The sequence below is a fragment of the Planctomicrobium aquicomposti genome, assembly GCF_051466325.1.
In the GTDB taxonomy this organism is placed as follows: Bacteria; Planctomycetota; Planctomycetia; order Planctomycetales; family Planctomycetaceae; genus Planctomicrobium.
In genome coordinates this window covers 915767-942163 of record NZ_CP195792.1, presented here as the reverse complement: position 1 = coordinate 942163, position 26397 = coordinate 915767, and the positions used below count along the sequence as shown (strand labels likewise).

12 protein-coding genes and 1 tRNA gene are annotated in these 26397 nt (G+C 60.1%); 8 read left to right on the top strand and 5 right to left on the bottom strand.

Annotated features, from left to right (window positions below; genetic code table 11):
- Positions 1 to 291 precede the first annotated feature (291 nt).
- Entirely contained in the window at positions 292 to 1602 is a 1311-nt protein-coding gene (locus SH664x_RS03555; protein ID WP_437205107.1) for a lactate racemase domain-containing protein, read from the bottom strand.
- 205 nt (positions 1603 to 1807) lie between these two features.
- Here SH664x_RS03555 and SH664x_RS03550 point away from each other — a divergent pair, with 205 nt between their 5' ends.
- The 3 genes from SH664x_RS03550 to SH664x_RS03540 all read left to right on the top strand — a co-directional run bounded on the left by SH664x_RS03550 (position 1808) and on the right by SH664x_RS03540 (position 4762).
- Positions 1808 to 2803: a deoxyhypusine synthase family protein gene (locus SH664x_RS03550; RefSeq protein WP_437205106.1), complete on the top strand. Its 996-nt coding sequence runs from the start codon at positions 1808 to 1810 to the stop codon at positions 2801 to 2803.
- A 354-nt stretch (positions 2804 to 3157) separates the two neighbouring features.
- A tRNA-Pro gene (locus tag SH664x_RS03545) sits at positions 3158 to 3232 on the top strand.
- Between the two features lie 204 nt (positions 3233 to 3436).
- Positions 3437 to 4762 (top strand): MgtC/SapB family protein, encoded by a 1326-nt coding sequence (locus SH664x_RS03540; RefSeq protein ID WP_437205104.1) that lies wholly within the window; start codon positions 3437 to 3439, stop codon positions 4760 to 4762.
- Between the two features lie 125 nt (positions 4763 to 4887).
- On the opposite strand, the gene SH664x_RS03535 is transcribed toward SH664x_RS03540, so the two are convergent.
- Both SH664x_RS03535 and SH664x_RS03530 read right to left on the bottom strand, forming a co-directional pair.
- Positions 4888 to 5805 carry a hypothetical protein gene (locus SH664x_RS03535; RefSeq protein WP_437205103.1) on the bottom strand — a complete coding sequence of 306 codons (918 nt, stop codon included), beginning with the start codon at positions 5803 to 5805 and terminating at the stop codon, positions 4888 to 4890.
- 96 nt (positions 5806 to 5901) lie between these two features.
- Positions 5902 to 7050, bottom strand: coding sequence for a hypothetical protein (locus SH664x_RS03530; protein ID WP_437205101.1), 1149 nt, complete (start codon positions 7048 to 7050; stop codon positions 5902 to 5904).
- 151 nt (positions 7051 to 7201) lie between these two features.
- On the opposite strand from SH664x_RS03530, the gene SH664x_RS03525 reads away from it, so the two are divergent.
- From SH664x_RS03525 to SH664x_RS03515, 3 genes are all read left to right on the top strand, one after another.
- Positions 7202 to 8554: an NAD(P)/FAD-dependent oxidoreductase gene (locus tag SH664x_RS03525; RefSeq protein WP_437205099.1), complete on the top strand. Its 1353-nt coding sequence runs from the start codon at positions 7202 to 7204 to the stop codon at positions 8552 to 8554.
- 229 nt (positions 8555 to 8783) lie between these two features.
- Positions 8784 to 9137: a hypothetical protein gene (locus SH664x_RS03520; protein WP_437205097.1), complete on the top strand. Its 354-nt coding sequence runs from the start codon at positions 8784 to 8786 to the stop codon at positions 9135 to 9137.
- 229 nt (positions 9138 to 9366) lie between these two features.
- Positions 9367 to 9870, top strand: coding sequence for a Fur family transcriptional regulator (locus SH664x_RS03515; RefSeq protein ID WP_437205095.1), 504 nt, complete (start codon positions 9367 to 9369; stop codon positions 9868 to 9870).
- Positions 9871 to 9968: 98 nt separating this feature from the next.
- Here the strand turns inward: SH664x_RS03515 and SH664x_RS03510 are convergent, their stop codons facing one another.
- Complete coding sequence (locus SH664x_RS03510) at positions 9969 to 10457, bottom strand: flavin reductase family protein (protein ID WP_437205094.1); 489 nt, start codon at positions 10455 to 10457, stop codon at positions 9969 to 9971.
- A gap of 588 nt (positions 10458 to 11045) precedes the next feature.
- Between SH664x_RS03510 and SH664x_RS03505 the strand changes: the two genes are divergently transcribed.
- A complete protein-coding gene (locus SH664x_RS03505; RefSeq protein ID WP_437205092.1) occupies positions 11046 to 11252 on the top strand; it encodes a hypothetical protein in 207 nt (68 codons plus the stop codon).
- 10 nt (positions 11253 to 11262) lie between these two features.
- On the opposite strand, the gene SH664x_RS03500 is transcribed toward SH664x_RS03505, so the two are convergent.
- Positions 11263 to 11757 (bottom strand): MarR family winged helix-turn-helix transcriptional regulator, encoded by a 495-nt coding sequence (locus SH664x_RS03500; RefSeq protein ID WP_437205091.1) that lies wholly within the window; start codon positions 11755 to 11757, stop codon positions 11263 to 11265.
- Between the two features lie 587 nt (positions 11758 to 12344).
- Between SH664x_RS03500 and SH664x_RS03495 the strand changes: the two genes are divergently transcribed.
- Positions 12345 to 26387, top strand: coding sequence for a beta strand repeat-containing protein (locus SH664x_RS03495; protein WP_437205089.1), 14043 nt, complete (start codon positions 12345 to 12347; stop codon positions 26385 to 26387).
- Positions 26388 to 26397: the final 10 nt, after the last annotated feature.

Genomic DNA, 26397 nt, shown 5'->3' with positions numbered 1-26397 from the left:
GGCAGATGCGAAGACCGGAATCGGGCCCTTCGCATGGAGAATTGTTCTCCCGCAACAGGAAGCCCAACGTCCACAAAGCCAGTGGAGCAACGGTTCCTCACCATAATTCCAGTATATCGCTGACGATCTCCTGATCGATGCGATCTCGCATCAAAAGGGGCTGAAACCTCCTGAAATGTCACTCACCAGAAACGTCGCCACCGATCCGCCGGCATCGCCCGTCCGGAAATGAAAACACCCCGCCCGGAGACCAGGCAGGGTGTCGATGCTCAGCGTTCTCGAAATCACTGCTTACGACGGCGTGAAGCCGGTCGGTCGATCGTACAGCCGCTGCCGTGTCGACCACAGTCCGGCCGATGGCGTCGGAATGAAGTAGAACTCTTCCCCATCTGCAGTCTTGTTCCACCCTTCCTTGCGGGTGTCGGGCTCGTAGCGCTTCAGCATTTCATCCAGATCCGCGTACGCGAAGTTGACCGACTCGATCTCTTCTTTCGAGAGGAAGCCGGGGGCATACGTGATCTTGAAACGATCTTCCGAGGTCCCGTGCATCAGGTGAGCGGTGGCGTGGGCCAGATCCTGCATGATCGGCTCGCGATGGTAGTGCTCCATCACCTGTGGCGTCGGCACGTAACCGAACTTGCGGATCAGCTGGTCGACGTCCGGCTGTTCACCGAACCGCTTCAGTCCGGGGGCCAGAATCAGGAGTTCACCGCCATCCGCGATCGCCATGCGGGTCCGGTAGACCGCCTTGTTGGCCACCCAGGTGCTGACGAATTCATCTCCCTGCATGACGCAGACGATCTTCTTCACCGGTTCATCAAAGACGGTGATATTCTGCTCGCGGGACTGCTTGGCAGCCTGGAGATAGGTCTCCAGATCATCGCCAATGAAGACGCCGGTGTGGACAAGGTCATTGTTGGCGTTGCGAGCCATCACGACCTGCACGTAGAGGTCGGGCAAATTGCCGAGGAAGCGTTCTTCCGCCAGGTTGAAGCAGTGACGCACCGGGGTCACGAGATTCCCCAGATTGTTTTCGATTCCGCAACGGGCTGCCATCAGGTGAGCGGCACAGATCAGGTCCTTGCCGCCGACGCCGATGAAGTAGTTCTTGTTGTGGTTGGCAAAGCCCAGCACTTCGTGCGGCACGACATGCCCCACGTTGATGATCAGATCCCATTGATCTTCCATCAGCGAGCGGTTCAGCGTGATCGGAATCGGCCAGTTGGCAACTCCGCCGCACGATTGGGCCACTTCTTCCGCAGAGATCTCGCCGACCTGCACGCAGCCACCGCGCCAGTCGTGAGCGTGAATTCGTTCTTCCGGAATCGAACCGAACATCCGCTGGTTCTCTTCCGGCGTGTGCGGCACATGCTGCCCCAGCGTCGGGATCACATGCACTTCGGCTTCAGGAGAGAGCAGCTGATACAGAATCTCGGTGAGGCGACCGGCCCCCGAGTGCATCCGGGTGATATCCGGGGGGAGCAACAACACCCGCTTGGGAGACTTGCAGATCCGCTTGCGGGCCTCGGCGACCGTCTGTCGCATCAGCTCTTCCAGCCGGCTCCAAGAAATTTCTGAACCCTGCTCAACAATCCAAGGCATCGAACGTTCTCTTTCTGATCAGCATTGTCTGGCTGCTATTGAACCGGAGAGCTGCTCCGGAATGCACGCCGTTCCTGGAAGTATCGCGGAGTGGTTTCCGTACCGCGAGTCAACGAGTATAACGCACGTCAACGGTTTCTGAATTCTAGCTATTCGCTCCGCACTGCAAGAGTGCGGCACTGTCCCCGATTTGAGGCGTTCACAAGTGAGCAAGTCGCAATCCCGTCCGGCCGGGCCGGTTTCGCAGTTCATCGAGCACAATTTCCGCCACTTTAACGCCGCGGCGCTCGTGGATGCTGCCAGGTCCTACTCCGAGCACCTCGACGCCGGCGGAAAAATGATGGTCTGCCTCGCCGGCGCCATGAGCACCGCCGAACTGGGTCTGTCACTGGCCGAAATGATCCGGCAGGACAAGATCCACCTCATCTCCTGTACAGGCGCCAACCTCGAAGAGGACGTCTTCAACCTCGTCGCCCACGACTTCTACGAGCGGGTTCCCCACTATCGCCATCTGTCGACCGAAGAAGAACAGGAACTCCTCAGCCGCCACCTGAACCGCGTGACCGACACCTGCATTCCCGAAGAAGAAGCGATGCGCCGCATGGAGCGGGCCATGCTGCAGGTCTGGGGCGACGCCGACAAGAAGGGTGAGCGGTATTTCCCCCACGAGTTCTTCTATCAGGTCCTTCGCAGCGGCATGTACAAGGAGTACTACCAGATCGACCCGAAAGACTCGTGGATGCTCGCAGCTGCCGAGAAAAACCTCCCGATCATTGTCCCCGGGTGGGAAGACTCCACACTCGGCAACATGTACGCCGCCGCAGTGATCCGGGGAGACGTGAAGAATGTCCACACTGTCCGGACCGGCATCGAATACATGACCTGGCTGGCGAATTTCTACACCGAAACGACGCGCGACACGACCATCGGCATGTTCCAGATCGGCGGGGGAATCGCCGGAGATTTTCCGATCTGCGTGGTGCCGATGCTGCATCAGGACCTGCAGCGGACCAACGTTCCGCTGTGGGGTTATTTCTGCCAGATCAGCGATTCGACCACCAGCTACGGCAGCTACTCCGGAGCAGTTCCCAACGAGAAAATCACCTGGGGAAAACTGGGGGTCGACACCCCAAAGCACATCATCGAATCGGACGCCACGATCGTCGCTCCGCTGATTTTCGCCCACATTCTCGGTTGGTAGCCGGCGCGAGAGACTCGTCGCCCGGGCCCTTTCCTTACGAGAGCCGGCGCCATCCGCCGCAGAATGATCCTCACGTCCGCTGCCGACCAGACGCATGGACGGCAGTGGAACGGGTTCAGACGCGGCGGCCCGGAAAGCTGCAGGGCAGCCCGAACCTTCCGGGAGCAGTCGTGGTCTCTCCGGAAACGATTTGAAAACTACAGTTTGCAGGGAGGGCGGTTCCCGCTAGAATCGCCCGCTTGCTCAAGCCTGCCAGTCCTGACAAGAGGGCGGCAGAGCTGTCGTCGAGTCGGAATCCTGACGGGCCCCCAGCCATGCAGGAACCAGCACGGAGACGCGATTGAAGGACGAAAACGGAGTGTAGCTCAGCTTGGCTAGAGCGCCTGCTTTGGGAGCAGGAGGTCGCAGGTTCGAATCCTGTCACTCCGACTGATTGCAAACCACAACCCCTGCGGCGGCAACGTCGCGGGGTTTCTGCATTTCTGGGCCCTCCCTCGCTCACGCCGAGACTCTGCCACGTGAAAGTGGTGCCCTGCTCCATTTCGGGCGCAGGCTGTGCCGGGACACGGGTTTGGAATTCGATCCCGCCGGAAAACAGCTCCTGGATAGACTCCGTTGCCCGAAGCGGGTGAAATGGTTTCCCAGACGCTCTCCACTCCGCAGGAACCCGGCATGCCCTTCAGCTTCGAAATCAACCCCGGCCTCCCCTCGACCGCGAGTTGGCCGGTCGATCAGATGCTGATTCGTCTGATTCTGGCTGTCGGATTGGGAGCCTTTATCGGTCTGGAACGGGAGCAGAGTCGCAAGACCGGGGTCCGGACCTTTGCACTGGTCGCCCTGGCCGGGGCGCTCAGCGGCATGCTCGGTGCACAGCTGACTCTGCTGGCCGGTCTCTTCCTGACCGTGTTGACCTTTCTGATGAACTGGCGCGAGCTCAAGGCCGATCAATCCTTGTCACTCACGACCTCTGTCGCCCTGCTTCTGGTGTTCGTCTGTGGCATCCTGTGCGGACTCGGGCACGTCAGCGCACCCGTGGCGGTCTGCACGATCACGGCGGGACTGCTGGCGTTTAAAAAGAGGATTCACGGCTTCGCGGGGGGACTGACCGAGAGCGAAGTCCGCTCCGCAATTCTGCTGGCGGTGTTGACGTTCGTCATTCTGCCTGTCCTCCCCGAGAATCCGGTCGATCCGTGGAACCTGATTCGCCCCCGCGAGAACTGGCTGAGCGTCGTTGCGATAGCTGCGATCGGTTTTGTGAATTACATCCTGTTGAAGACGCTGGGGAGCCGCGGCATGGAGTTCACCGCATTCTTCGGCGGACTGGTCAACAGCCGTCAGGTCGTCGTCGAGCTGACAAGTCGATTAAAGCAGGGGGGAGAGGAACTCGCTCCCATTGTGTCGCGGTCCATTACGCTGGCCACGGCAGCCATGCTGGTACGCAACGCCATCATCGTCGGCGTCTTCAATCAGGAAGTGCTGAAGTACCTGGCGATCCCCTTCCTGACGATTTTTGCCGCGGCGGTCCTGATCTGGTGGCATTCCGTGAAAACCGAAGCGGCCGAAGTGTCGGAGCCGCTTGCAGTCGATTCCCCCTTCAGCCTGACCTCGGCACTGAAGTTTGGCCTCGTGTTTCTGGCGATCAACATCGTCGCTGGAATCACGCAGCGGGCGTACGGGAACGGCAGCTTCTATGTCATCTCCATTCTCGGAGGATTCTTTTCCAGCGGTTCGGCGATTGCCGCAGCGGGTAACCTGCTCAACCAGAATCAGATCTCGGTGATGGCCTGCGCAAACGGAGTGATCCTCTCCAGCCTGACGAGCATTCTGGCGAACATCCCGTTCCTGCTGTCGCAGCAGGAAGACGTACGGCGCAAAGCGATTCGGATGCTGATCATCTTTTTCCTGGCGGGCGCCGCGGCGATGGTCTTAAACCAGCAGTATTTTGCATCGCGGCCGTAATCGGTGATTTCACGACACGCTGGGCCGCTGACTCAGGCTGCTGGAGTGCCGCCGAGTTTGAGAGTCAGCGAATTCACGTGGCCGCGTCGCGGGGGAGGCCGGCGTGCAACCTATCGAAAGAGCCTTCAATTCTCGCGCACTCGGCCGCTCAGGGATTGCCTGACGACCTTGGCCGCATCGAGTTCCCGCTGGGTCAGCGGTGCCTGCGCCGTCTTCAGGTGGCTCCACTCAGATTCTGTCAGACCTCTCACGTCTGTTCTTAAAGGGGTGGCGACAAACGGGCAAGCTCCCGCTGCCAGCAACCAGTCCAGAAAACGCTTGGTGATAATACATTCCGTCATGTAATGACTCCCACTCCAGCGGCGGGGGTCCATTACAACATCGAGATGAGGGAATTTATCTTCAAGAACAGTGGGGTCTTCTTTGCCTTTGCGGTAATAGCGTGTTTGGCTAGTAATCTTCTCGCATTGAAAACAACAGACCATGATGTCCCCGCAAGTGCTGCATACGAGCGGGCCATAGCCGCAGAAGGGGCAACGATTTTCGGATGGCGGGTCAACGATGCTCGGCTTAGCTGGATTTGGTGCCTCGGAAATGAGCATGTAGATCTCGGGATTGTCGATCGCAGACTGGTTGAACTCGATCTCCAGTCTCGTCGGCCGCTCGCGGATCAATCCGCATTTCAGCAACTGCTCAGACATGATGGAATCGACGCACCTTGCACCATATCCCGGGACAAGCGGGTTCAACACGTCCCCTGCAAGTTCGGCATCGGCCCGAATATCCACTGTTACCGGTTCGTGCCTGGAGTCCTCCGGACACTCAAACAAGACCCGCGACTCCAGTACGTCCTCTCCCCGCACCTGGTAGACCGCTGTGCCCTGTGCGAGTGCAGGGCGAATGATTACTCCGCGCCTGAGGGCCTGCTGTCTGGTCAAATTAAATGGAATATCCAAATCGACGTCGAATGTCATGGCATACCAACGATAAAAATAGCCTGTCCGGAGATCACCAGACTCGTCACCCACGATACGTGTGGTCATGCTTGTTCCCAGCTTGAAAAGAAAATCGTCAGACTGGTCACCCTCAGGACGCCTTGTGAACGACTAGCCAACGTTGCCCCGCTCTGGCCGCAAGGGTCACTTATCTCCAGCATTCTCATTTGCATCCGTAGCAGGTGCTTTCGCATCCTTCAGCGCTTCGATGTATTCCTTCGGTAAATTTTCGTTGGTCCACCAGCGGGGGCGGTCGGTATAGATCCAGACATATTCGTCGGAGCGGTCGAGAGCTGCCCGCACGGAGGCTGTGAACTGCTCCGGAGTGAAGTAGTTTCTGCTGAAATCGGCCACGTCCCAGTCTTCGTTCTTGAGCCGGTTATCCATCCAGACACCGAAGCCGGCGCGGAAGTGCTGTCGGTATTTCTCAGGCACGATCGTCCAGTTCAACGAGGTCTCAGTGATCCGCTCGTAGCCCTGAGCGAACTGTTCGGCATCGCGGTACGGATATGATTGCTCGAACGCGTCGACGAAGCGGGTCCCGGGGGTGCACGCCTCGAGTGCACCATCGAGGAAATCGGCCAGCAGCCCGTAATGAGCTTCTTCCCGTGTCTGGCCCGGCCGAGGCTTGGCGTAGGTATAGGCGAAGGGAATCAGAATCGTGATGTCGGGATAGTAGCGGTTGATTTCCCGAATCCAGTCCTGACCACGTCTCCGAAGTTGCTCCCGATACTCTTTAAACGGACGGGGTGGCTGCTTCTGGTAAGCGAACAGGTCCCCCTGATACTGCTCGGTGTCGAACATCAGTCCCCGGCACTCCCCCTGCTTCGCGACAGCCGCAGCGACGCCAAAGTTGTGACGAATCGTCTCCCACGCTGCATCATCAAACCAGTCGGCGGTCCCGGGGGTCACGTTGACGCGAATGAACCGCTCCGTCAGCTTGCCCGAACGACTCGCCAGCAGATCCTCGATGCAACTGGCGAATTCCGACAGCTCATAGCGACGGGGTCCCCACGTCTCCCAGCTGAAGTTCCCATACGGCGTGCCGTTGAGATGCAGCACCACGCCATCAAAGGGGAGTTGCTCCATCTCCTTCAGATGCGCACGAAGGAACTGGGTGTTCGGTTCATCCGTCCCCCATTCGATCAGTTTCTTTCTGACAGGAGGAGCCTCTACTGCGGTCGATGGAGAGGTCGCCGGTGCTGTCGACGGCTGCGCGGGTGGAGTCTCGGCAGGAGCGACGGAATGACTTCCTCCCAGCAGCAAGAGCAACACGAATAAAGACCGGCTCATTCCTCGACATGACGCGACGGCAATCATCGGAGTTCACCATTCCTCAGGTTGGGAAATGCGCCCGTTTCTCGTGAACGTGTCGCCGGAGAGGGAGATCCAAATTGACGGCACTGAATGCATTGGAAACAATGCGCGATCGAGGAGCAATCTCATGCAGGAACAACCAGAATCCCCCCGCCGCCATCAGGTCGTCGTGGTGGGAGGTGGATTCGGCGGGCTTCACGTCGTCCGCGGTCTGCGGCACTCTCCCGTTGATGTGACGTTGATTGACCGAAGGAATTTTCACCTGTTTCAGCCGCTGCTGTATCAGGTCGCGACCGGAGGGCTGTCGCCCGCCAACATCGCCGCTCCGCTGCGGCAGATCTTTTCGCGGCAGAAGAACTGCGAAGTGCTGCTGGGGAATGTCACCGACATCGATCTGAAGAATCGTCACCTGGTGATGGCCTCCGGGAAGGTGCCCTACGACACGCTGGTGGTTGCCGCCGGTTCCAAGCATAGCTACTTCGGGAAAGAAAACTGGGAGCCGCTGGCGCCGGGACTGAAAACGATCGAAGACGCCACGGAAATTCGTGCCCGCATCTTTACGGCTTTTGAAGCCGCCGAGTTGGAGCACGATCCTGAACTGCGAAAAAAATGGTTGCGATTTGTGGTTGTCGGGGGAGGGCCGACCGGTGTCGAACTGGCCGGCGCACTGGCCGAGATTGCCCGTCATAGCCTGAAGCATGACTTCCGCTCCATGAATCCAGCGGAGGCGGAGGTGCTGCTGGTGGAAGCGGGCCCGCGAGTGCTGGGAGCGTTTCCGGAGGAGCTTTCGCGCAGCGCAGAGCAGTCGTTGACCCGGCTGGGTGTCAGCGTCTGGGTCAATTGCCGCGTTACCGAGATCACCGCCGATCAAGTTGAGGTCCACTGCCAGGGGGACAAGGTGATCCCCACGAAGACCGTCCTGTGGGCGGCCGGTGTTCAGGCCTCCTCTCTGGGGGCGAATCTGGTGAACGGATCACAGGCCACGCTGGACCGGGCGGGCCGCGTCGTTGTTGAACCCGACCTGAGTCTGGCCGGGGCGCCCAACGTGTTTGTGATTGGAGATCTTGCCAACTACTCGCATCAGGATGGAAAAATGCTCCCCGGGGTGGCACAGGTGGCCATTCAGGAAGGAGAGTTTGTCGCCCGCCTAATCGACGCCCGGGTGCAGGGGGCCGCCGAGCCGAAATTCCACTACCGCGACCTCGGGAGCTTGGCGACAATCGGTAAGTCTTCCGCAGTGGCGGACTTCGGGAAATTCAAAATGTCCGGGTGGTTCGCCTGGATGATCTGGCTGTTCGTGCACTTGATGCACATTGTCAGCTTTCGGAACCGGGTGCTGGTCCTACTGCAATGGGGTTGGAATTACGTGACTTACGATCGTTCCGCCCGTCTGATCACAGGAAATGAACGGCACGGACTGGGAGCTGTCGCTTCTCCGGAGACGGAAGCCCTGAAAGCGATTTCGGGGAGCGGCCGTTAATTCATTGTCGGGAAGCCGGGTCGGACGCGGCCGAACGAGCGGCAAAAATGGCCGATGCGGGGTGAGGTCCCACGGAATTCGAAGTTTGATGCAGACTCCGGGGGCCTGCAGCCGATAAAAACAGCATCAACGAAACGTGATTCACAGGCCGAATCACTCACTCTTCATGCAGGACGCCACGCGAAGCACGCGTGTAGCTGGCACCAGGACGGTCGCGAGGACTTGATCCATGCGACCCACCACTTCTTTCGATCGTTTCGTCCAGTTCATCGGGTTTGCCGAGTACGGATTGCCCTCTTCCGGGGACGTGGTCTACAATCACCTGCAGAATCTGCCGGTGTACCGTACCCAGATCGCCGGCAAAACTTCCGGTCAAGCCCCGGAGGCTGTGATGGAAACGTATCAGAATCCTCAAGATCGGTCGAATTCGCCCGCTACCGGACCCGCTTCGGAGCGGTCTCAGGGGGAGACACGCGCCCAGCGTCTGGCCCGGATTCGCCGTGAAATCCAATCCGGCACCTATGAAACGCCGGAAAAGCTGGAAGCCGCCATTGAACGGATGCTCGGTGTGCTGGTGGATTAAGAGCAGGTTGCTCTCCTGTGCCCGCGCTGCGTGTGTTTGATTGATGAGGAACCACTCCGCAGGGCGAGGACAGGAAGAACAATAGGCAAATTGCTCGAACGGGGCTGGCTGCTGCAGGGAGGCAACTGCACTTGGACGTTCCGGAGGTCGTTCCGCAGTGTCGGCAGTTGTCCGGGAGGCAGTCGTCCGGACCCGTAAGACAGGCACCTGATATCAGAAGGATGGCGTTGTGTCCGAGTTGGATTTGACGGCGGTTGATGTTGCCGTTTCTCCGTCAGAAAAATTTCGGGAGTATCTGGCGACCCAGGGCTTGCGCATGACGCGTGAGCGGTCGATCATCGTGGATGAAGTATTCGCATCGCACGAACATTTCGATGCCGAGCAACTCGTCCAGCGCCTGGCCCGTCGGAATGACCGTCGCCGCGTCAGCCGGTCAACGATCTATCGCTCGCTGAAGCAACTCGAGGATGCCGGACTGATCCGCAAGATCGCCCGACAGGAAGACCGGGATCTCTATGAACACGATTACGGCTATCCGCAGCACGACCACCTGATCTGTAATCGTTGCGGAAACCTGACAGAGTTTCACAACACGCAGATCTCCGAGATTCTCGCCAAGATCGCGCGGGAATACGGCTTCCGGATGGAAGGTCATCGGCTCGAGGTCTCAGGACTCTGCGACAACTGCTGTCGGCCTCCGAGCACTCGTCCGAAGAAGCTGAACCTGCTGTAGTCGTTGTCCACGAAGTGTCGGGCTGCAGGCACGTCCAAGCATTTGATCCCGTGCATCTGCGCTGGTGCGAGGAACGATCGCTCGCCGGCTTCGGCGAATCAATAGCCAAACCCGTTCTTCCGGATGTGAACGAACGGCTTCTCACTCGACAGCTTTTCACTCGCCCCGGCCGCCTGGACGCGGGCGAGGTACAGGCGGTGGTCCCCGCAGTCCACAACGGTTTGGACCTCGGCCTCCAGCCAACCGAGTGCTCCCGTCAGAACGGGTAAGCCGGCAGGAGAGCGGACAACGTCCAGATTCTGAAACGCATGGACGCCCGGCTCAAACCCTTTTCCGAAATGGCTGAGGAACTGCTTCTGCGTTTCTCCGACAAGATTGACGACCAGCGGTGCACCGACCGACAGCCAGTCATTGAGGAACCGTTTCTGATTCAGAGCCACGGTGATAGTCGGAGGCTCGAATGAGGACTGCTGCACCCAGCTGGCAAGCATCCCGGTTTCTTCTCCCGCCTTGCTGCGGGCAGTCAGAATGAAAACTCCGCTGGGAATGCGGCCAAGGACGGGGGCAATCTCGGAAGAGTGATTCATGGGCTGCCTGCAGGTGTCGACGGGATTCGCAGCCGGAATCATAGGAGGAAAGTGCCGTTCTGCCTGCCATCCCCCGTGAAAATTCGTGGCGGGGCTCCACATTCCTTCGTATTCATCGAGAGACGAGAGCGTTTTGCCTTCCGTGGCTACCTCCCCGTCAAGTCGATGTCAGCATCTCACCCGAAAAAACACTTGCTGCACGGACTCGCGAGAATCACCTGGTTCAGGCAGATTCAACGGCAGGTGTTGACGTCGCGGGGACCTATTCCAACAGTCCCCGCCCGGCAGAGAAGCTAAGATCACTACAAACGGCAAGTTAGCAGCTACCGTTGCCGTCACCACGGCATGTTTCCATTTCGAAACAGGCTGCGTGGTTTTTTCGAATCAGCTTCAGTTTCCGGGATAGGAAAGGAAGAGAAGTGAAAACGATTCGTAAGACCTGATGGGCTCGGAGCAGGTTGCCAGTCCCGTTCACCTCGAGGAGTGCGACACGGCGAGTCGTCGCACACGCTCGCGTGGTGAGGAGGGACATACCAACAGCCAAGCGCTCCCGTTCTTCGGGTTCTCACTGACTGGAGGAGCCAAGCAATGACCGTCCAAACTCCCCGCAAATCCAAAGCGAATGCACGTCGACCGGCCCCGATCGAACCTGCAACGTCTCATCCGGCGCGTTCGAAGTCGCGTCGGGTTGCCACCAATCGCAAAGACCGCATCGATGTCGCGGAGCGGACCTTCCATGCGCACCTGCGGTTTCTGGAACTTCTCATGGCAGGTCCAGCCCCGTTGCCGCAATAAGGCACCAGCGCTAATCGTCAGTGCGGATCGTGGAATTGAAGACCGCCGGGGCCCCCGCAGCGACCAGATCGTCGCTACTGAGATTGTTGCGGATCTTTTCGCAGGCAATGCGCAGCATCTCCAGCTCTTCTCCGGAGAAACCTTCGACCGCCTTGTTCCGCAAGTCGTGACAGATTTCGGTGACGCGCACCCACATCGCTTCTGCCTTGCCCGTCGATTCGATGCGGTTCTTGCGGCGGTCCAGCTGGCAGACTTTCCGCTGCAACAAGCCGTCACGTTCCATCCTGCTCAACACTCCGGCGAGCGTATGAGGCTCAATTCCCATCGCGTCAGCGAGTTCAGACTGTGAGCCACAGCCTTCATTGCAGGACAGCCACGCGAGGACTTCCCACTGACGCAGTGTGATTCCCTCTTTCTGCAGAGCTGCTCCCACCGCTTTCCTCAGGGCATGTGAGGTCGAGCAGACCCAATGCCCTACACTGTTTTCCCAGTCGTATTCCAACACGTTGAATCTCCCAACGTAAAACCTTACCTCCATTGCCTGAGGTAATTTCCCAATGGCCTCCCCCGAGTGACTTGGAAATTCTCTCCGGAGATGATGACCAAGGTAACACGGCTCCGCGCGGTGTAAACAAGTTCATCGAGATCTGTAGATTTTAGCAGGTCAGATTCCCACTCACGCAAACAAATGTGTCAATTTACCGGCCAAGCCCAACCACGAGGTTTTCACCTCACGATACGTTAATTAGTGGTGACTTCTCAAGCGCCCGGAACCAAAATGGTCATCAGGAATCCGGCGATTTGGCATCTTCCCCCAAAGACGCAGGGGAGGCATAATCATTGCAATTCCAGCAATCGGAGGCCTCAAGCTGCCGAGTTGATGCATTTTAAAGCAGCCCCAAGACAGTTCGAGGGGCTGAATGGAGCGGCATTGCCCCTATTCTCAGCAGGTTTCGCAGAATTCTCAGAAAACCCCCCGTCATGCCCAGACGGCACAACTTAACGTGTACTGGCGGTCGCGGAATCGACGATTTGAATTCGGTTGGTCCTGTGCCCGGCTGACGTTACGTGAATTGCAGCAGGATTCTCAGCATGCGCCTTATTTCCAGACTGCACGCAATTCTCCCCTGGAAAGGGAGTTCGGCGCTGTCGCTGTCGGGCAAATCTCCTCTGCCGGCGCCTCTCAGCTCACCGCTCTGGTGTGAACGGCTTGAAGAACGCCGCGTATTGAGTGTCTCCGCAGCCCTCGTGGCCGGACAGTTGCTCATCGATGGAGACGGCGACGCCGACGATGTCCGGATCGAGCTCCAGAATGCAGGAACCGATCTGGAGTCGATTTTCATCTACGACCACGGCGTTCTGGTTCCAATTACCATTGGGGGGACCGATCACGAGAGCATTCTTACCTCCGATCTGACGGCCGGAGCACTCAAAATCAATCTCGGAGGAAATGACGACCTCCTGGCCCTGTCCGTTCCGACCGGACTGATGACGCCGCTCCTGAACATCTCCGTCGAGGGGGGAGACGGAATTGACCATGTCACCCTGTACGGAAATGGTGCCGATCCCGCTGCCACGAACGCAGCACTGAGTGTGATTGCGGAAACGACTTCGTTCGGCGATGCCGATTTCGTGCTGGGAACCGTTGACGTCCACATTCAGGGATCGCTGATCGTCGACATGCATCAATCGGTCACGCTGGAGGGGGACTTTCACGTGACCGGAGATGTGCATTCCCCGGGCCTGTTCAACCTCAGCGTCTCCTCAACCGACCACGACATCACGATTGATGGCCAGCTGGGGGTGATCGGGTCGGAATTGGGAGCGGTGCATCTGGATGCCGGCACCGGCCATTTGACACTGCACGGCGCTCAACTGTTTGATCCGCTGCAGTTGACCGCTGGGCAGATCGACCTCGAGGGTGACTATTCCGCCCGCAGCGTCCACATCGATGGGGAGCTGCACATCAATTCCGATGTCGTAATCAAGGCGACCGGCGGTGATCTCGATCTCAGCCTCGCGCCAATCACCAGCGATCATGTCGCCACAGACAGTCTGACACTGGAAGCAAGCGGCGATCTGCTGCTGGGGACGGTCAGCGACATCGATGCCCTCAGCCTGACCGCAAACCGGATCGTGCTCGGAGATTCCCTCTCAGCCAACTCAATCGATTTTCAGGGCCACGTCGAACTGAAGCAGACACTCACGATCTCTGCGCTGGATGGGTCCGTGGATTTTCATTCGTCCGAGCTGTCTGCAGGTTCGGCCAACGTCTCCCTGACTCTCTCCGCTACGGAAAACGTGATTCTCTCCCGGGTCAGCGGACTGGACGGGCTTGATGTCACCGCGACTTCAGCCATTCATTTCAACCAGGACGTTGAGACCAAGAGCGACCAGTCGTATCACGGGGCCGTCGTCGTCCAGAACACGTTGAAGCTCACATCCACTGAGGGGGGAGTGCAATTCAATCAGGCAGTCTCCGGAAATGCCGGGACAGAAATCTTCATGATCGAAGCGGCCCAGGACGTGACCTTCGCCGATTCGGTCTCCGGCGTGGCGGGAATCTATGTGACCGCCAACACCATCGTTCTGCCAGAGGTGAGCAGCGTACATTCTGTGGGCCTGACGGCCGCAAATGGAATTACCCTGACCGGGGATGTCATCACCTTTGGTGACCAGGATTACTGGGGAGCGGTGACGATCAGCGGAGACTGCGTTCTCCAATCGGGTGGCGGCTTTGTCACATTCGGCTCGACAGTGTCAGGCGAAACCGGAACCGAAAACCTCTCCGTGACGTCGGGCCCCGGAATTCGGGTTCAGGGGACAATCTCACAGCTGGGAGACGTCTTTCTCGCAGCGCCTGACGTGGAGTTGCTGACAGTCTCCGACGTGGCCTCCATTGAAGTCCAGGGGACTGTGATCTTCAGGGGTGACGTGACCACCACCGGGAGCCAGACCTACCAGCAAGTGGCGGTGGTGACCGGCTCGCGAACCCTGACCTCGACCGGAGGGGACATCCTGATCGAAGCCGGATTGATGGGCGAGACAGGATCCGAAACCCTGACAATTGAGTCACACGGTTCCTACACCGTGAATTTCACCTCGTCCGGGCTGCAGGCTTACAGCATTACCGCCGAGACCGTCTCACTGGCAGGACTGGATTCCGTCGGCGACCTGCAGATCACCGCGACCGATACGATCACCTTCGGAGGAGACATTCTCGCAGATTCGATTGTCCTTTCTGGCGAAGTTCATCTCTCGCAAGGCATTCGGATGACCGCCGGCACCGGCGGAATCGATCTGACGAACGCGTCCGTGATCGCCGGTGCTCCGTTCAGCGATCTGATTCTGGTGGCTGCTACGTCCGTCGTCATGTCCTCTGCTACCGACCTGGGCAGCCTGGATATTGATGCGGGGACCACGATCACACTGTTGGGAGACGTTTCGTCATGGGCGCTGCAGCGGTACCGAAACAATGTCATCATCGCAGACAGCGTGACGTTGACGGTCGACTTCGATGGCATCACTTTCGAGGGAACTGTTGTCGGAGTGAACAGCACCGAGTCCTTCACGGTCCATGCGGGTGGCGCTGCCACGTTCAGCGACACTCTCTCCAATCTGGGAGCGGTCACTCTGTCGGCTGATGTCGTCACGCTGCAGGGCGTGAACTCGGTGGCTTCGCTCGATGTGACAGGGGCATCCGGCATCCACCTGCAGGGAGACGTCTCCACCAGCGGGAACCAGAACTACCACAGCGCCGTCACCATCAGCGGGGATCGGACACTCACTTCCACCACAGGCGATGTGTCGTTTGACTCCACGGTGCAGGGAGAAACGGGCACTGAAGCCTTTAACGTCGACGCCCACGGCGCTGCCACATTCAGCGACACCCTCTCGAATCTGGGAGCGGTCACTTTGTCGGCTGATGTCGTCACGCTGCAGAGTGTGAACTCGATGACATCGTTGGACGTCACTGGAGCATCCGGGATCAACCTGCAGGGAGACGTCTCCACCAGCGGGAATCAGAACTATCACAACGCCGTGACGCTCAGCGGCGATCGAACGCTGACGTCCACCGCCGGCGATGTGACGTTCGACTCGATCGTGCAGGGTGAAACGGGCACTGAAGCCTTTAACGTCGACACCCACGGCGCTGCCACGTTCAGTGGTGAAATTTCACAGTTGGGAGCTGTGACCCTCGGTGGAAACACTGTCTCGCTGCAAGGTGTGAACTCGGTTGCTTCGCTGGACCTGACCGCATCATCCGGCATCCATCTGCAGGGAGACGTCTCCACCAGCGGGAATCAGAACTATCACAACGCCGTGACGCTCAGCGGCGATCGAACGCTGACGTCCACCGCCGGCGATGTGACGTTCGACTCGATCGTGCAGGGTGAAACGGGCACTGAAGCCTTCAACGTCGACGCCCACGGCGCTGCCACGTTCAGCGACACCCTCTCGAATCTGGGAGCGGTCACTTTGTCGGCTGATGTCGTCACGCTGCAGGGCGTGAACTCGGTGGCTTCGCTCGATGTGACAGGTTCATCCGGGATCAACCTGCAGGGAGATGTCACCACCAGCGGGAATCAGAACTATCACAACGCCGTGACGCTCAGCGGGGATCGGACACTCACTTCCACCACAGGCGATGTGTCGTTTGACTCCAGGGTGCAGGGAGAAACTGGCACTGAAGCCTTTAACGTCGACGCCCACGGCACAGCCACGTTCAGCGACACTCTCTCCAATCTGGGAGCGGTCACTCTGTCGGCTGATGTCGTCACGCTGCAGGGCGTCAGTTCCGTTGCTTCACTCGATGTGACAGGGGCATCCGGGATCAACCTGCAGGGAGACGCCTCCACCAGCGGGAACCAGAACTATCACAACGCCGTGACCCTCAGCGGCGATCGAACGCTCACGTCCACCGCTGGCGATGTGTCGTTTGACGCGACGGTGCAGGGAGAAGCTGGCACTGAAGCCTTCAACGTCGACGCCCACGGCACAGCCACGTTCAGCGACACTCTCTCCAATCTGGGAGCGGTCACTCTGTCGGCTGATGTCGTCACGCTGCAGAGTGTGAATTCGACTACATCGCTGGACGTCACCGGAGCATCCGACATCAACCTGCAGGGAGACGTCTCCACCAGCGGGAACCAGAACTATCACAACGCCGTGACGCTCAGTGGCGATCGAACGCTCACGTCGACCACAGGCGATGTGACGTTTGACGCGACGGTGCAGGGAGAAGCTGGGAGTGAGAATCTGCAGGTCTCGGCGATGGGCACCATCACCCTGTCCGACACGCTCTCACACCTCAGCCAGGTCACACTCAGTGGCCAGACGATTTCACTTTCCACAGTCATCGATGTCGCTGATCTCGAACTGCTCGCGGATTCCCTGACCCTCAATGGAGACCTGACAGCGGGCGAGTTCACCCTGTCGGGAATGGTCTCGTTCTCTTCCAGCCTCAGCCTGACTTCGACTTCGGGCAAAATCGACCTGAGCCAGGCAAGTCTGGCAGCCAGCGGTGCCACTACCAATCTCACCTTAGCGGCAGCGACACAACTGCTGCTCGCCAGTGTCACGGGAGTGCAACAGCTCGACGCCAATGCCGGCACCGGCATCGTTCTGTCGGGTGATGTCTCCACCGCCGGTCAACAGCGGTACCGCACCGGGGTCACCCTGACCGGCTCCCATGTTCTGACTTCGACCGCTGGAACAGTGCGGTTTGACTCCAGCCTGCAGGGTTCCCCGGGAACAGAGAATCTGACAGTGACGGGAGCCGATGTCACGTTCACCGGCGGAATCTCCACGCTGACCAATTTGACCGTCAATGCTTCCGGACAAACCCTGTTCGCATCGACGGTCCAGCTGTCCGGAAACCTGGAGACCGACGCCAAGGGGACCACCACGCTCGGGGGCAATGTTTCCACAGCCGGAAATCAACAGTTCCGCGACTCGGTCCTGCTCGAAAACAATATCACGCTGACCGGCCACAACATCACTTTCGACGCCCTGCTGAACAGTCAGTCCGGAGAGCGAAACTCCCTGACGGTGAACACCACCGCATCCGGCATCACGACATTCAACGGAGCCATTGGAGGAGTCGACCGGCTGTCGGCTCTGACGACCAACGCCGATGGCACGACCCGCATTCAGGGGGGACTGCTGCAGGTGCACGGCTCAACGGTCACATTCAATGACGCCGTGATTCTGCTGAATGATCTGATCATTGATGAAGCGGGTCCGGGAGCCGTGACATTCGCCCAGACGGTCGACAGTGCTGCGGGAACGCACTACTCCCTGTCGGTCACGACCAACGGGGGAGAAGTCCGGTTTCAGGGGGGAGTTGGCGCCACCGATTCCCTGCAACAGCTGGCAGCCGGTGGGGGAACAATTCGTCTGAGTGGAGGATCGATCACCACGGTCGGCCAGCAGCAGTTCCACTCCACGGTGATTGCCGGCAGCAATCTGACGCTCACCGGACAGGATACCGATGCCGACGGCGAAGCCATCGAATTCGCGTCCACTTTCAATGGAGACGGCCACGCCCTCACGATCACAGGGGGTGGTCAGTTTCAGGGAGCCGCGACCGGCATCTCGAGTTTCCTGGCAGACACGATCGACACCGAATCGACGCTGACGGCCCAGTCAGTACGGGTGACGGGAGCGAGCGAACTCGGAGGCGACCTCACCGCCACGGCCGGTTCCGTCCAGCTGGGGACAACCGCGGCCGATCACGTCTCGCTCACGGCAGACGTGCAGGTGACCGCCAGCTCCGCAATCGAGATCGCAGGGAATGTCAGCGGGCCTCACAGCCTGGTCCTGCAAGGCACTTCCTCTACGATCGGAGGGGCAGTCGCCGCGGGAGTGCACGACCTCACCACACTTGCGGGGGGACTCACCGCGGGCTCGATCCACATCAGCGGCGACCTGACCGCCGCCGACCATGTCGCCACCACTTCCGGCTCAATCACTGTCGCGGGGAATCTGGATGCCCGTTTCGGGATCAGCTCTTCTCAGAATATTTCTGTTTCGCAAACGGCGCAGCTGGGCGGGGTGATCTCCAGTGTCGGCAGCCAGGAATATCAGGGAGCGGTCACTCTCCTCAACACGACAGCCCTCTCCGCGGCAGCGACCGGGGGCGGCACCGTTGCGATCCGGTTCCACTCCACGATCAATGACGATGGCAACGCCGGGACCTCCTCCAGCCTCACGATCACCACTGCTGACACGGTTCAGTTCAATGGAGCCATCGGCAACAGTGCAGCGATCTCAAGCTTGCTGGTGAATGGGGGAGGGACTTCCGAGCTGGGAGGCAACGTCACCTCACTGGGACAGATTCGCTTTGACCATTCGGTCGTGCTGATGAGCAGCGTCGTTATTGTCTCGCAGAATTCTGACATCCTGTTCAACGGAACGGTGAACAGCAACACCGGAGCAGCACATCAGCTCAGCCTGACCGCGCCGTCCGGAACGGTGCAGTTTTCCCAGGGAGTCGGTACAGCAGCCGGCGGAGCACTGGGAGCATTGACCGTCACGGCAGCCAGTCAGATCCTCGCACAATCCGCAGTCACCGTGGCGGGGGACATTGCGTTCACCGGAGGAGCCATCACATTCCAGGGAGCGGTCACCACCACCAACGGGGGAGCGGTCACCCTCGCCAACAGCGGACTGCTGACCATCACCGCTGCCGCTGACTTCCTGCTGGATGGGGCGTTCGCCCAGACCGGCACCGGCAACGTCTCGCTGGCCGGAGACATCACCACCACCAGTGATCCCATCTCCTTCAATGCTGCCACCACTCTCACCGGCAGTGTGGCGCTCACCACCAACGGCGGGAATGTGACGTTCCACTCCACACTCAACGGCACCACCGCCGGAGCCGAGAACCTCACCCTTCAGGCCGGTGCTGCCGGTAACGTCCTGTTCAGCGGCGCGGTCGGGCAGGTTCGTTCACTCGGTGCGGTCACCATCCAGAACGCCCACAACGTCACCGCCCAGCAGGCGTTCACCGCCAGCACTCTCACCCAGCAGGCCGGCACCGGCACCACCACATTCCAGAGCACCCTCAGCACCAGTGGTGCGGGGGGGATCCAGCTGACCGGCAACGCATTCACATTCCAGGGAGCGGTCACCACCAACAACGGGGGAGCGGTCACCCTCGCCAACAGCGGACTGCTGACCATCGCCGCTGCCGCTGACTTCCTGCTGGATGGGGCATTCGCCCAGACCGGCACCGGCAACGTCTCGCTGGCTGGAGACATCACCACCACCGGTGATCCCATCTCCTTCAATGCTGCCACCACTCTCACCGGCAGTGTGGCGCTCACCACCAACGGCGGGAATGTGACGTTCCACTCCACACTCAACGGCACCACCGCCGGAGCCGAGAACCTCACCCTTCAGGCCGGTGCTGCCGGTAACGTCCTGTTCAGCGGCGCGGTCGGGCAGGTTCGTTCACTCGGTGCGGTCACCATCCAGAACGCCCACAACGTCACCGCCCAGCAGGCGTTCACCGCCAGCACTCTCACCCAGCAGGCCGGCACCGGCACCACCACATTCCAGAGCACCCTCAGCACCAGTGGTGCGGGGGGGATCCAGCTGACCGGCAACGCATTCACATTCCAGGGAGCGGTCACCACCAACAACGGGGGAGCGGTCACCCTCGCCAACAGCGGACTGCTGACCATCGCCGCTGCCGCTGACTTCCTGCTGGATGGGGCATTCGCCCAGACCGGCACCGGCAACGTCTCGCTGGCTGGAGACATCACCACCACCGGTGATCCCATCTCCTTCAATGCTGCCACCACTCTCACCGGCAGTGTGGCGCTCACCACCAACGGCGGGAATGTGACGTTCCACTCCACACTCAACGGCACCACCGCCGGAGCCGAGAACCTCACCCTTCAGGCCGGTGCTGCCGGTAACGTCCTGTTCAGCGGCGCGGTCGGGCAGGTTCGTTCACTCGGTGCGGTCACCATCCAGAACGCCCACAACGTCACCGCCCAGCAGGCGTTCACCGCCAGCACCCTCACCCAGCAGGCCGGCACCGGCACCACCACGCTGAATGGTCTGGTCACAACCACCGCGGCCGGAGGAGTCAACCTGTCGACAGTTCATGTGGTGGTGAATGGGGGAATCGACACCCGCTCCGGGAACGGAACGATTCAACTGACCGCCAGCGATGACCTGATAATCAACTCCCAGTTGATCAGTGATTCTGCTGCCATCACTCTGTGGGCGAATGACGACGTAACGATCACGGCCGCCGGGGCCATCCGTTCGACCAGCGGGGCGGTGAGCGTCGTCGCCGATGCCGACAACCAGCAGAATGGCAGCGGCGGTGCGATTCTGATGGCAGCCACGGCGGTGATCGATGCTGGCTCCGGAACAATTGAACTCAGCGCCGACGAGAACATCACGCTCACGGGGGTGCGGACGACGAATGCGACCGCCAATGCCGTCCGGATCACATCCGTTTCGGGAGGCATCGTCGATGGCGGCGAAACGCAACTGGATCTCGTGGCTAACTCGGCCGGAGCCGTGGTCACGATCCGCGCAGCGACAGGGATCGGCTCTGCAACTTCACTCGACACACAAATCGATACCCTCGATGCGGTGAACAGCACCTCCGGAAACATTTCGCTCCGGGAATCGGATTCCATCACGGTTCGCCAGCTGATACAGGGGACCGGAGCCGGGACGATCGATCTGCGAACCACGAACGGCTCGATTACCGTCGATCACGGTGGGGCAACCGCAATCCGGACCAATGGTAGTGGCACCATCCTGCTGCAGGCGAATGGGGCGAGCGCCGATCTTGTTGTCAACAGCGGAATTCAAGGGGCCTCGGCCTCGGTGAATCTCAGTGCGGGTCGAAACCTCGTGTTCGGGGCAAACGGCGATGTGACGTCGACTGCTGGCGACATCACGCTGGGAGCCGATGCCGATCTCTCCGGGACCGGCGCCATCACTCAGGACGCCGGTTCATTGATCAACGCGGGGAGCGGCCGCATTCAACTGTCAGCGGCGGGGGATATCACACTCGGTGGGCTGCGAACAACACACGCCGGCGATGATGCGGTGCAAATCACTTCTCGTCAGGGAGCGATTGTCGATGGGGGCGATCTGGTCACTAACGTCGATGCCGCCAACGGACAGCTGACGATGACCGCCGCGACCGGCATCGGTTCTGCCAACGCCATTGAAACGACGGTCAACCGCTTGCGGGCAACGAACACGACCTCCGGCAACATCGACATTCAGGAAACGAATGCACTGGTGATTCGCTCGGTCACCCAGCAAGGGAATGGAAATGTCCGCGTTGCCACCACCAACGGCGCGCTGACCGTCCAGAGTAATGATGGGGGAATCGAGTCTCAGACAGGTTCGGTGACGTTGATTGCCGACGGAGCAACCTCCGACATCACGCTGAATGATGATGTCGTGACACACGGAGGGAATGTCTTCCTGACTGCGGGTCGGAATCTGTCATCGACAGTGGGAAACAACATCACCACCACCGGTGCTGCGGGAGTTGCATCCGGGAATGTGCAGTTGACGGCTCAGGGGACAGGACGCATCGAGCTGCGGGGAGACATTGTCACAACCGGGGCCACGAACGCCGCGGGGGGGAATGTCACGATCAGCACCAATGATGGAGCTGTGCTGCTGACCAATGTGACGGCTTCCGGCGGCGCCGCCAACGGTGCTGCCGGGAACGTGACTGTCACCGCCGGGGATGCCGATGCCTCGCGGGCTTCGGATCTGACGTTGACGGGGGGGATCACCGCTCTCGGAGGAGCTGTCCCGGGAACCGACGGAACGGTCAGTCTGAGCGCCGGCGGCAACCTGATTGACGGCAATGATGGGCAGACACTGATCCGCACCGGGAATCTGAGCCTGACCGCGTACGGGAACATTGGGAACATCACCGATTTCGAATCCCGGACCGGCAACGCCATCGACGCTGTCGTGACCGGGCAGTTGCTGAATCTTTCGTCCACCGGAACGGGAAGTTCGCTGTACCTGAAAGTGAATGGCAATCTCAGCGCTGCAGCCGGTTCCATCAATCCATCCCCCGGAGCGGCGACACTGCTGATCGAAACGACCGGCAATCTCGATGTCGGGACGCTGGGGAATGCCCTGGTCCTGACAAACGGCGATCGTGTCGGCCTGCATGCGGGAGGAACACTGGTTCTGCCGGATGTCGGCGTGAATGTCGGCAACGGCCAGCTGCGGCTCACCGGGACGCACGATGTGATCGACCCCTCGGGGCGGGACCTCGGCAAACTGACGGCCGATGATCTGATTTTCGTTTCGGGATCTGCCGGAGGTTCCACGACCCTGAACACCCATGTCCGCGAGATTCAGATCGATCTGGCCGGTGCACCATCCACCGCCGGGGTGACGGTCAACGAAGATGACTCGCTGATCGCTCGCCGCGTGCAGACGACCAATGGCAATGTCCGGATCAATACCGGCCTGCTGGCCGCCGGGGATCTCAGTATCGGGCAGATCAAAGCCGGAACGGGACAGGTCGCACTGGATGCCAGCAATCAAGGTGAAATTCTCGATGCGGATGAGACACAGGTGAATATCATCGCCCAGAGTCTCGCCATCCGGGCTGCCGAAGGGATCTCCGTCAGTAATCCGCTGGAGGTGCAGGTCTCCACGCTGGCCGCCACGACACAGTCCGGGGCGATCCAGGTTCGCAATGTCACCGGTGGACTGACCGTGGGAACGGTCGATGGCCTGAGCGGCGTATCGATCACCGCCGGCGCAGCCACCGATGCCGTGACCATCAGCACCCCCGGCTCTCTGAATATCAACCGGAACGTCACCAACAACGCGGGCCATGTCACACTCGCAGCGGATGCTGCTGCCGGAACGTTGACCGTTGCCGCCGGTCAGGACGTGCAGGCCGGAGGAGCCGGGAAAGTGACGCTGCTCGCGGGCAATTCTCTCGTGCTGGAGACCGGCTCGCGAGTCCTGACGAATACCGGAGAAATCGAAGCCCGGGCGGGCGTGCTGTTCAATCAGGGGACGGGAGTCACCACCGGAAACACCGCCGCCTCCCTGCTGATGCGGACCGATGCCCTGATCGGTTCGAACTCCGGAAATATCACTGTGCGGGCTCCCGCAGATGTCGAACTGGGACGGATTGACGCCGACCGTGACCTCAACAACGTGCGGGGCAATGTCGTGATCTCCGCCGATCAGAACGGGGTGGCGGGTTTCGTCGGCAACGGCGCCGGAGAAATTCGCAATGTGCAGGCGAACTCGCTGGCGAATGTCCGTGCAGCCGATCTGTCGCTGAGCGCTGCCACGGGCATTGGATCGACACAGGCACTGAATCTCGAGGTGCAGACGGTGACAGCGGTCAACGCCGTCAGTGGCAAAATCCTGTTGACACAGCTGGCGGGTGCGGGTGATCAGGCTCTCATTGTGAATGGAGTGACCAACAAGCTGGGTCAGATCGACATCCGCACGCAGGATGGAACACTGTCCGTTCAGGGGCCCGTGCAGACCACACAGGGGGGAACGATCACGCTCATCGCCGGAGATGCCGACAACGACGGCAACGGAGATCTGCACATCAACAGCACCATCACCTCGACACAGGGGAACATTCTGCTGCGGTCGGCCGGGAATGATGTCACGTTCAATGCCCAGGGAGATGTCACTTCGCAGTCCGGCCGCATCGATGTGGAAGCCGGCGCGACTGACGGAAGCGGACAGATTCTGCAGTCCGCCGATGCCGTGCTGAACGCCGGTCAGGGACAGATCCGCCTCAATGCACACGGGCAAATCACGCTGGGACGGCTGATCACACTCAGCGAAGACAATGCCGCGGTGTCACTGACGACGACCGGCAACATCAACAGTGCCAACGGGTCGCTGCTGAATATTACCGCCGCAGCAGGTCGACTCGTCATCGATAGCGGTGCGGGCGTTTCGCCAATACGGACCACCGTCGGCTCGCTGGATCTGATCAACCGCAATTCCGGCAGCGTGACCCTGATCGAAACCGATGGCCTCGACATTCAGCGAGTCGACCAGCAGGCGGCCGCTCCGAATGATGTCACCATCACCACCGGCGGAACGTTGCGGGTGCTCTCCACCGGTTCCGGGATCACAGCGACAAGTGGAGATGTCGAACTTCGCAGCCAGGGAGCCACGTCCGACATCCAGATTCAACACGCCCTTCAGACCACCACGGGAACGGTCCGCGTGATAGCCGGCCGTGATGTGTTGTTCAGCAGCCAGGGCTCGATCTCGACAACCTCCGGCAGCACGCTGGTGATTGCCGGGGGAGATCCCAATTCTCCAGACACCACCACCGGCAAGCTGGTCATGGCCGATGGTGCCACAATCACTTCCCAGACCGGCCGCATTGATCTGCGGGGTGAGACCTCGGTCACCGTGGGACGAGTCGTCACCGGGGGAGATGTCCGGTTGACCTCTCGTGACGGGGGAATCATTGACGGGGGCGACACCGGCGGGGCGGATGTGGTCGCTGCCAATCTCGGAATCGATGCTGCCACGGGAGTCGGCAGCGGCAACGCCTTGGAAACGGCGGTCAGCAACCTGGCGGTGCTCAACCGGCTGAGCGGCGATGTGCGGATCGACAACAACGTCGGCGGCCCACTGACCATCGGCTCGGTGAACGACGGCATCCTGCCGACACTGAACGGCATCATCAATTCCGGGACGGGCAATGGCCGGATTCTCGTCAACAACGTGGGTGCACTCACGGTCGCCAATGCCATTGCCAACTTCTCCGGCGGCGAAGTGACCCTCTTCGCAATCGCCGATGGGGGAGACGATGATCATCTCACAGTCAGCGCCCCGATCTTCGCGGGCGGGGCCAACGGACACATCACCCTGAATGCGGGGACCGATCTGATCCTGCTGGATACGCCCGTTGCCTATGACCTGCAGGGAGTCAGCATTACCGGCGCTGCCGCCCGGGAAGTGCTGTATCAGCCCGGTTTCGTGGTGAAAAGTTCCACCGGTTCCGTCACCAGTCCGACTCCGCTGTTGCAGAACGTCACAACTCCACAGGTCCTTCCCACAGGGATCGCGGTCATCAACGGGGAATTCGGACGGCCCGGGGACAACACCTTTGTGTTCCAGATCACCTGGGACGTCAACGGGCCGGTGATGGAAGTGATCGACAGCGGGCAGATGTATCGCGACGCCGAAACCGGCAAGCTGATTGGCCCCGCACCGGGAGTCGGCCCTGGGACGTTCAGCTTCAATCACCAGTACTGGGCGAACCCCGATCCCGCGAACCCGGCCAATCCAATTCCGATCACGATGACTCTCTACGACGACCGGAACATCACCTTCACCGCAGCCGGAGTCGACCTCGGAGTGGTGTCGGTCACTTCGTATGCAGATGTCCCCGGAACCGGCATCGGCTTCTTCTTCATCTATGACCTGTCCATCGTCGTCCCGCCGATCGAGGCGCCGCGCGTCCAGATCGGCACGGTTTCGGCCACGACCGGCAGCAGCGTGATCTCGTTTAATGTGACGCACGACATTCAAACCTTCACCGACTCGGAGGTGCAGCACGACGAGCGGATCGTGTTGATCGAGAAAGTCGGTGCGGACGGACTGGTTGAACTCGACCGCAATGGACTGCCGATCCGGCGGGCTGTCTTCGGCGACGAAGCCCAGCTGATCCTGAACGACCTCTCGGGGCTGTTCCACAAGCTGCATGAGGGGCGCTGGCGAATCTTCCTGAAAGAAGGGGAAGATGCCCAGCCGCAGCTGGTGCGCGACGTTCTGCTCCGGAACGGCAAACCGGCCAGTGAAGAAGCGGGGACGCAGGACCGGCCTCCCACTGAGTCGAATGAGATGCAGCCGATGGCCCCGCCGGAGGGGTCTGCCCTGGATTGGCCGGTGCAAGTGCAGCCGATGGGGAAAGTTAGCGAGTTCTCGGCCCCGGAGCGGGCAGCAGACCTGCTGGCGCTGGTGGAAGCGGACTTTCATCAGGAACAATCCGTCACCGCCGACTGGTTGTTTCGTTCGGAATATGCAGAACAGGCCGGAGAGCGACCGTTTCTCGAAGAGTCGGGTCGTGATCGTCGGGAAATCTCTTCTGCCGGAGCAGGTGTTGCCAGATAATGCTGGTAGG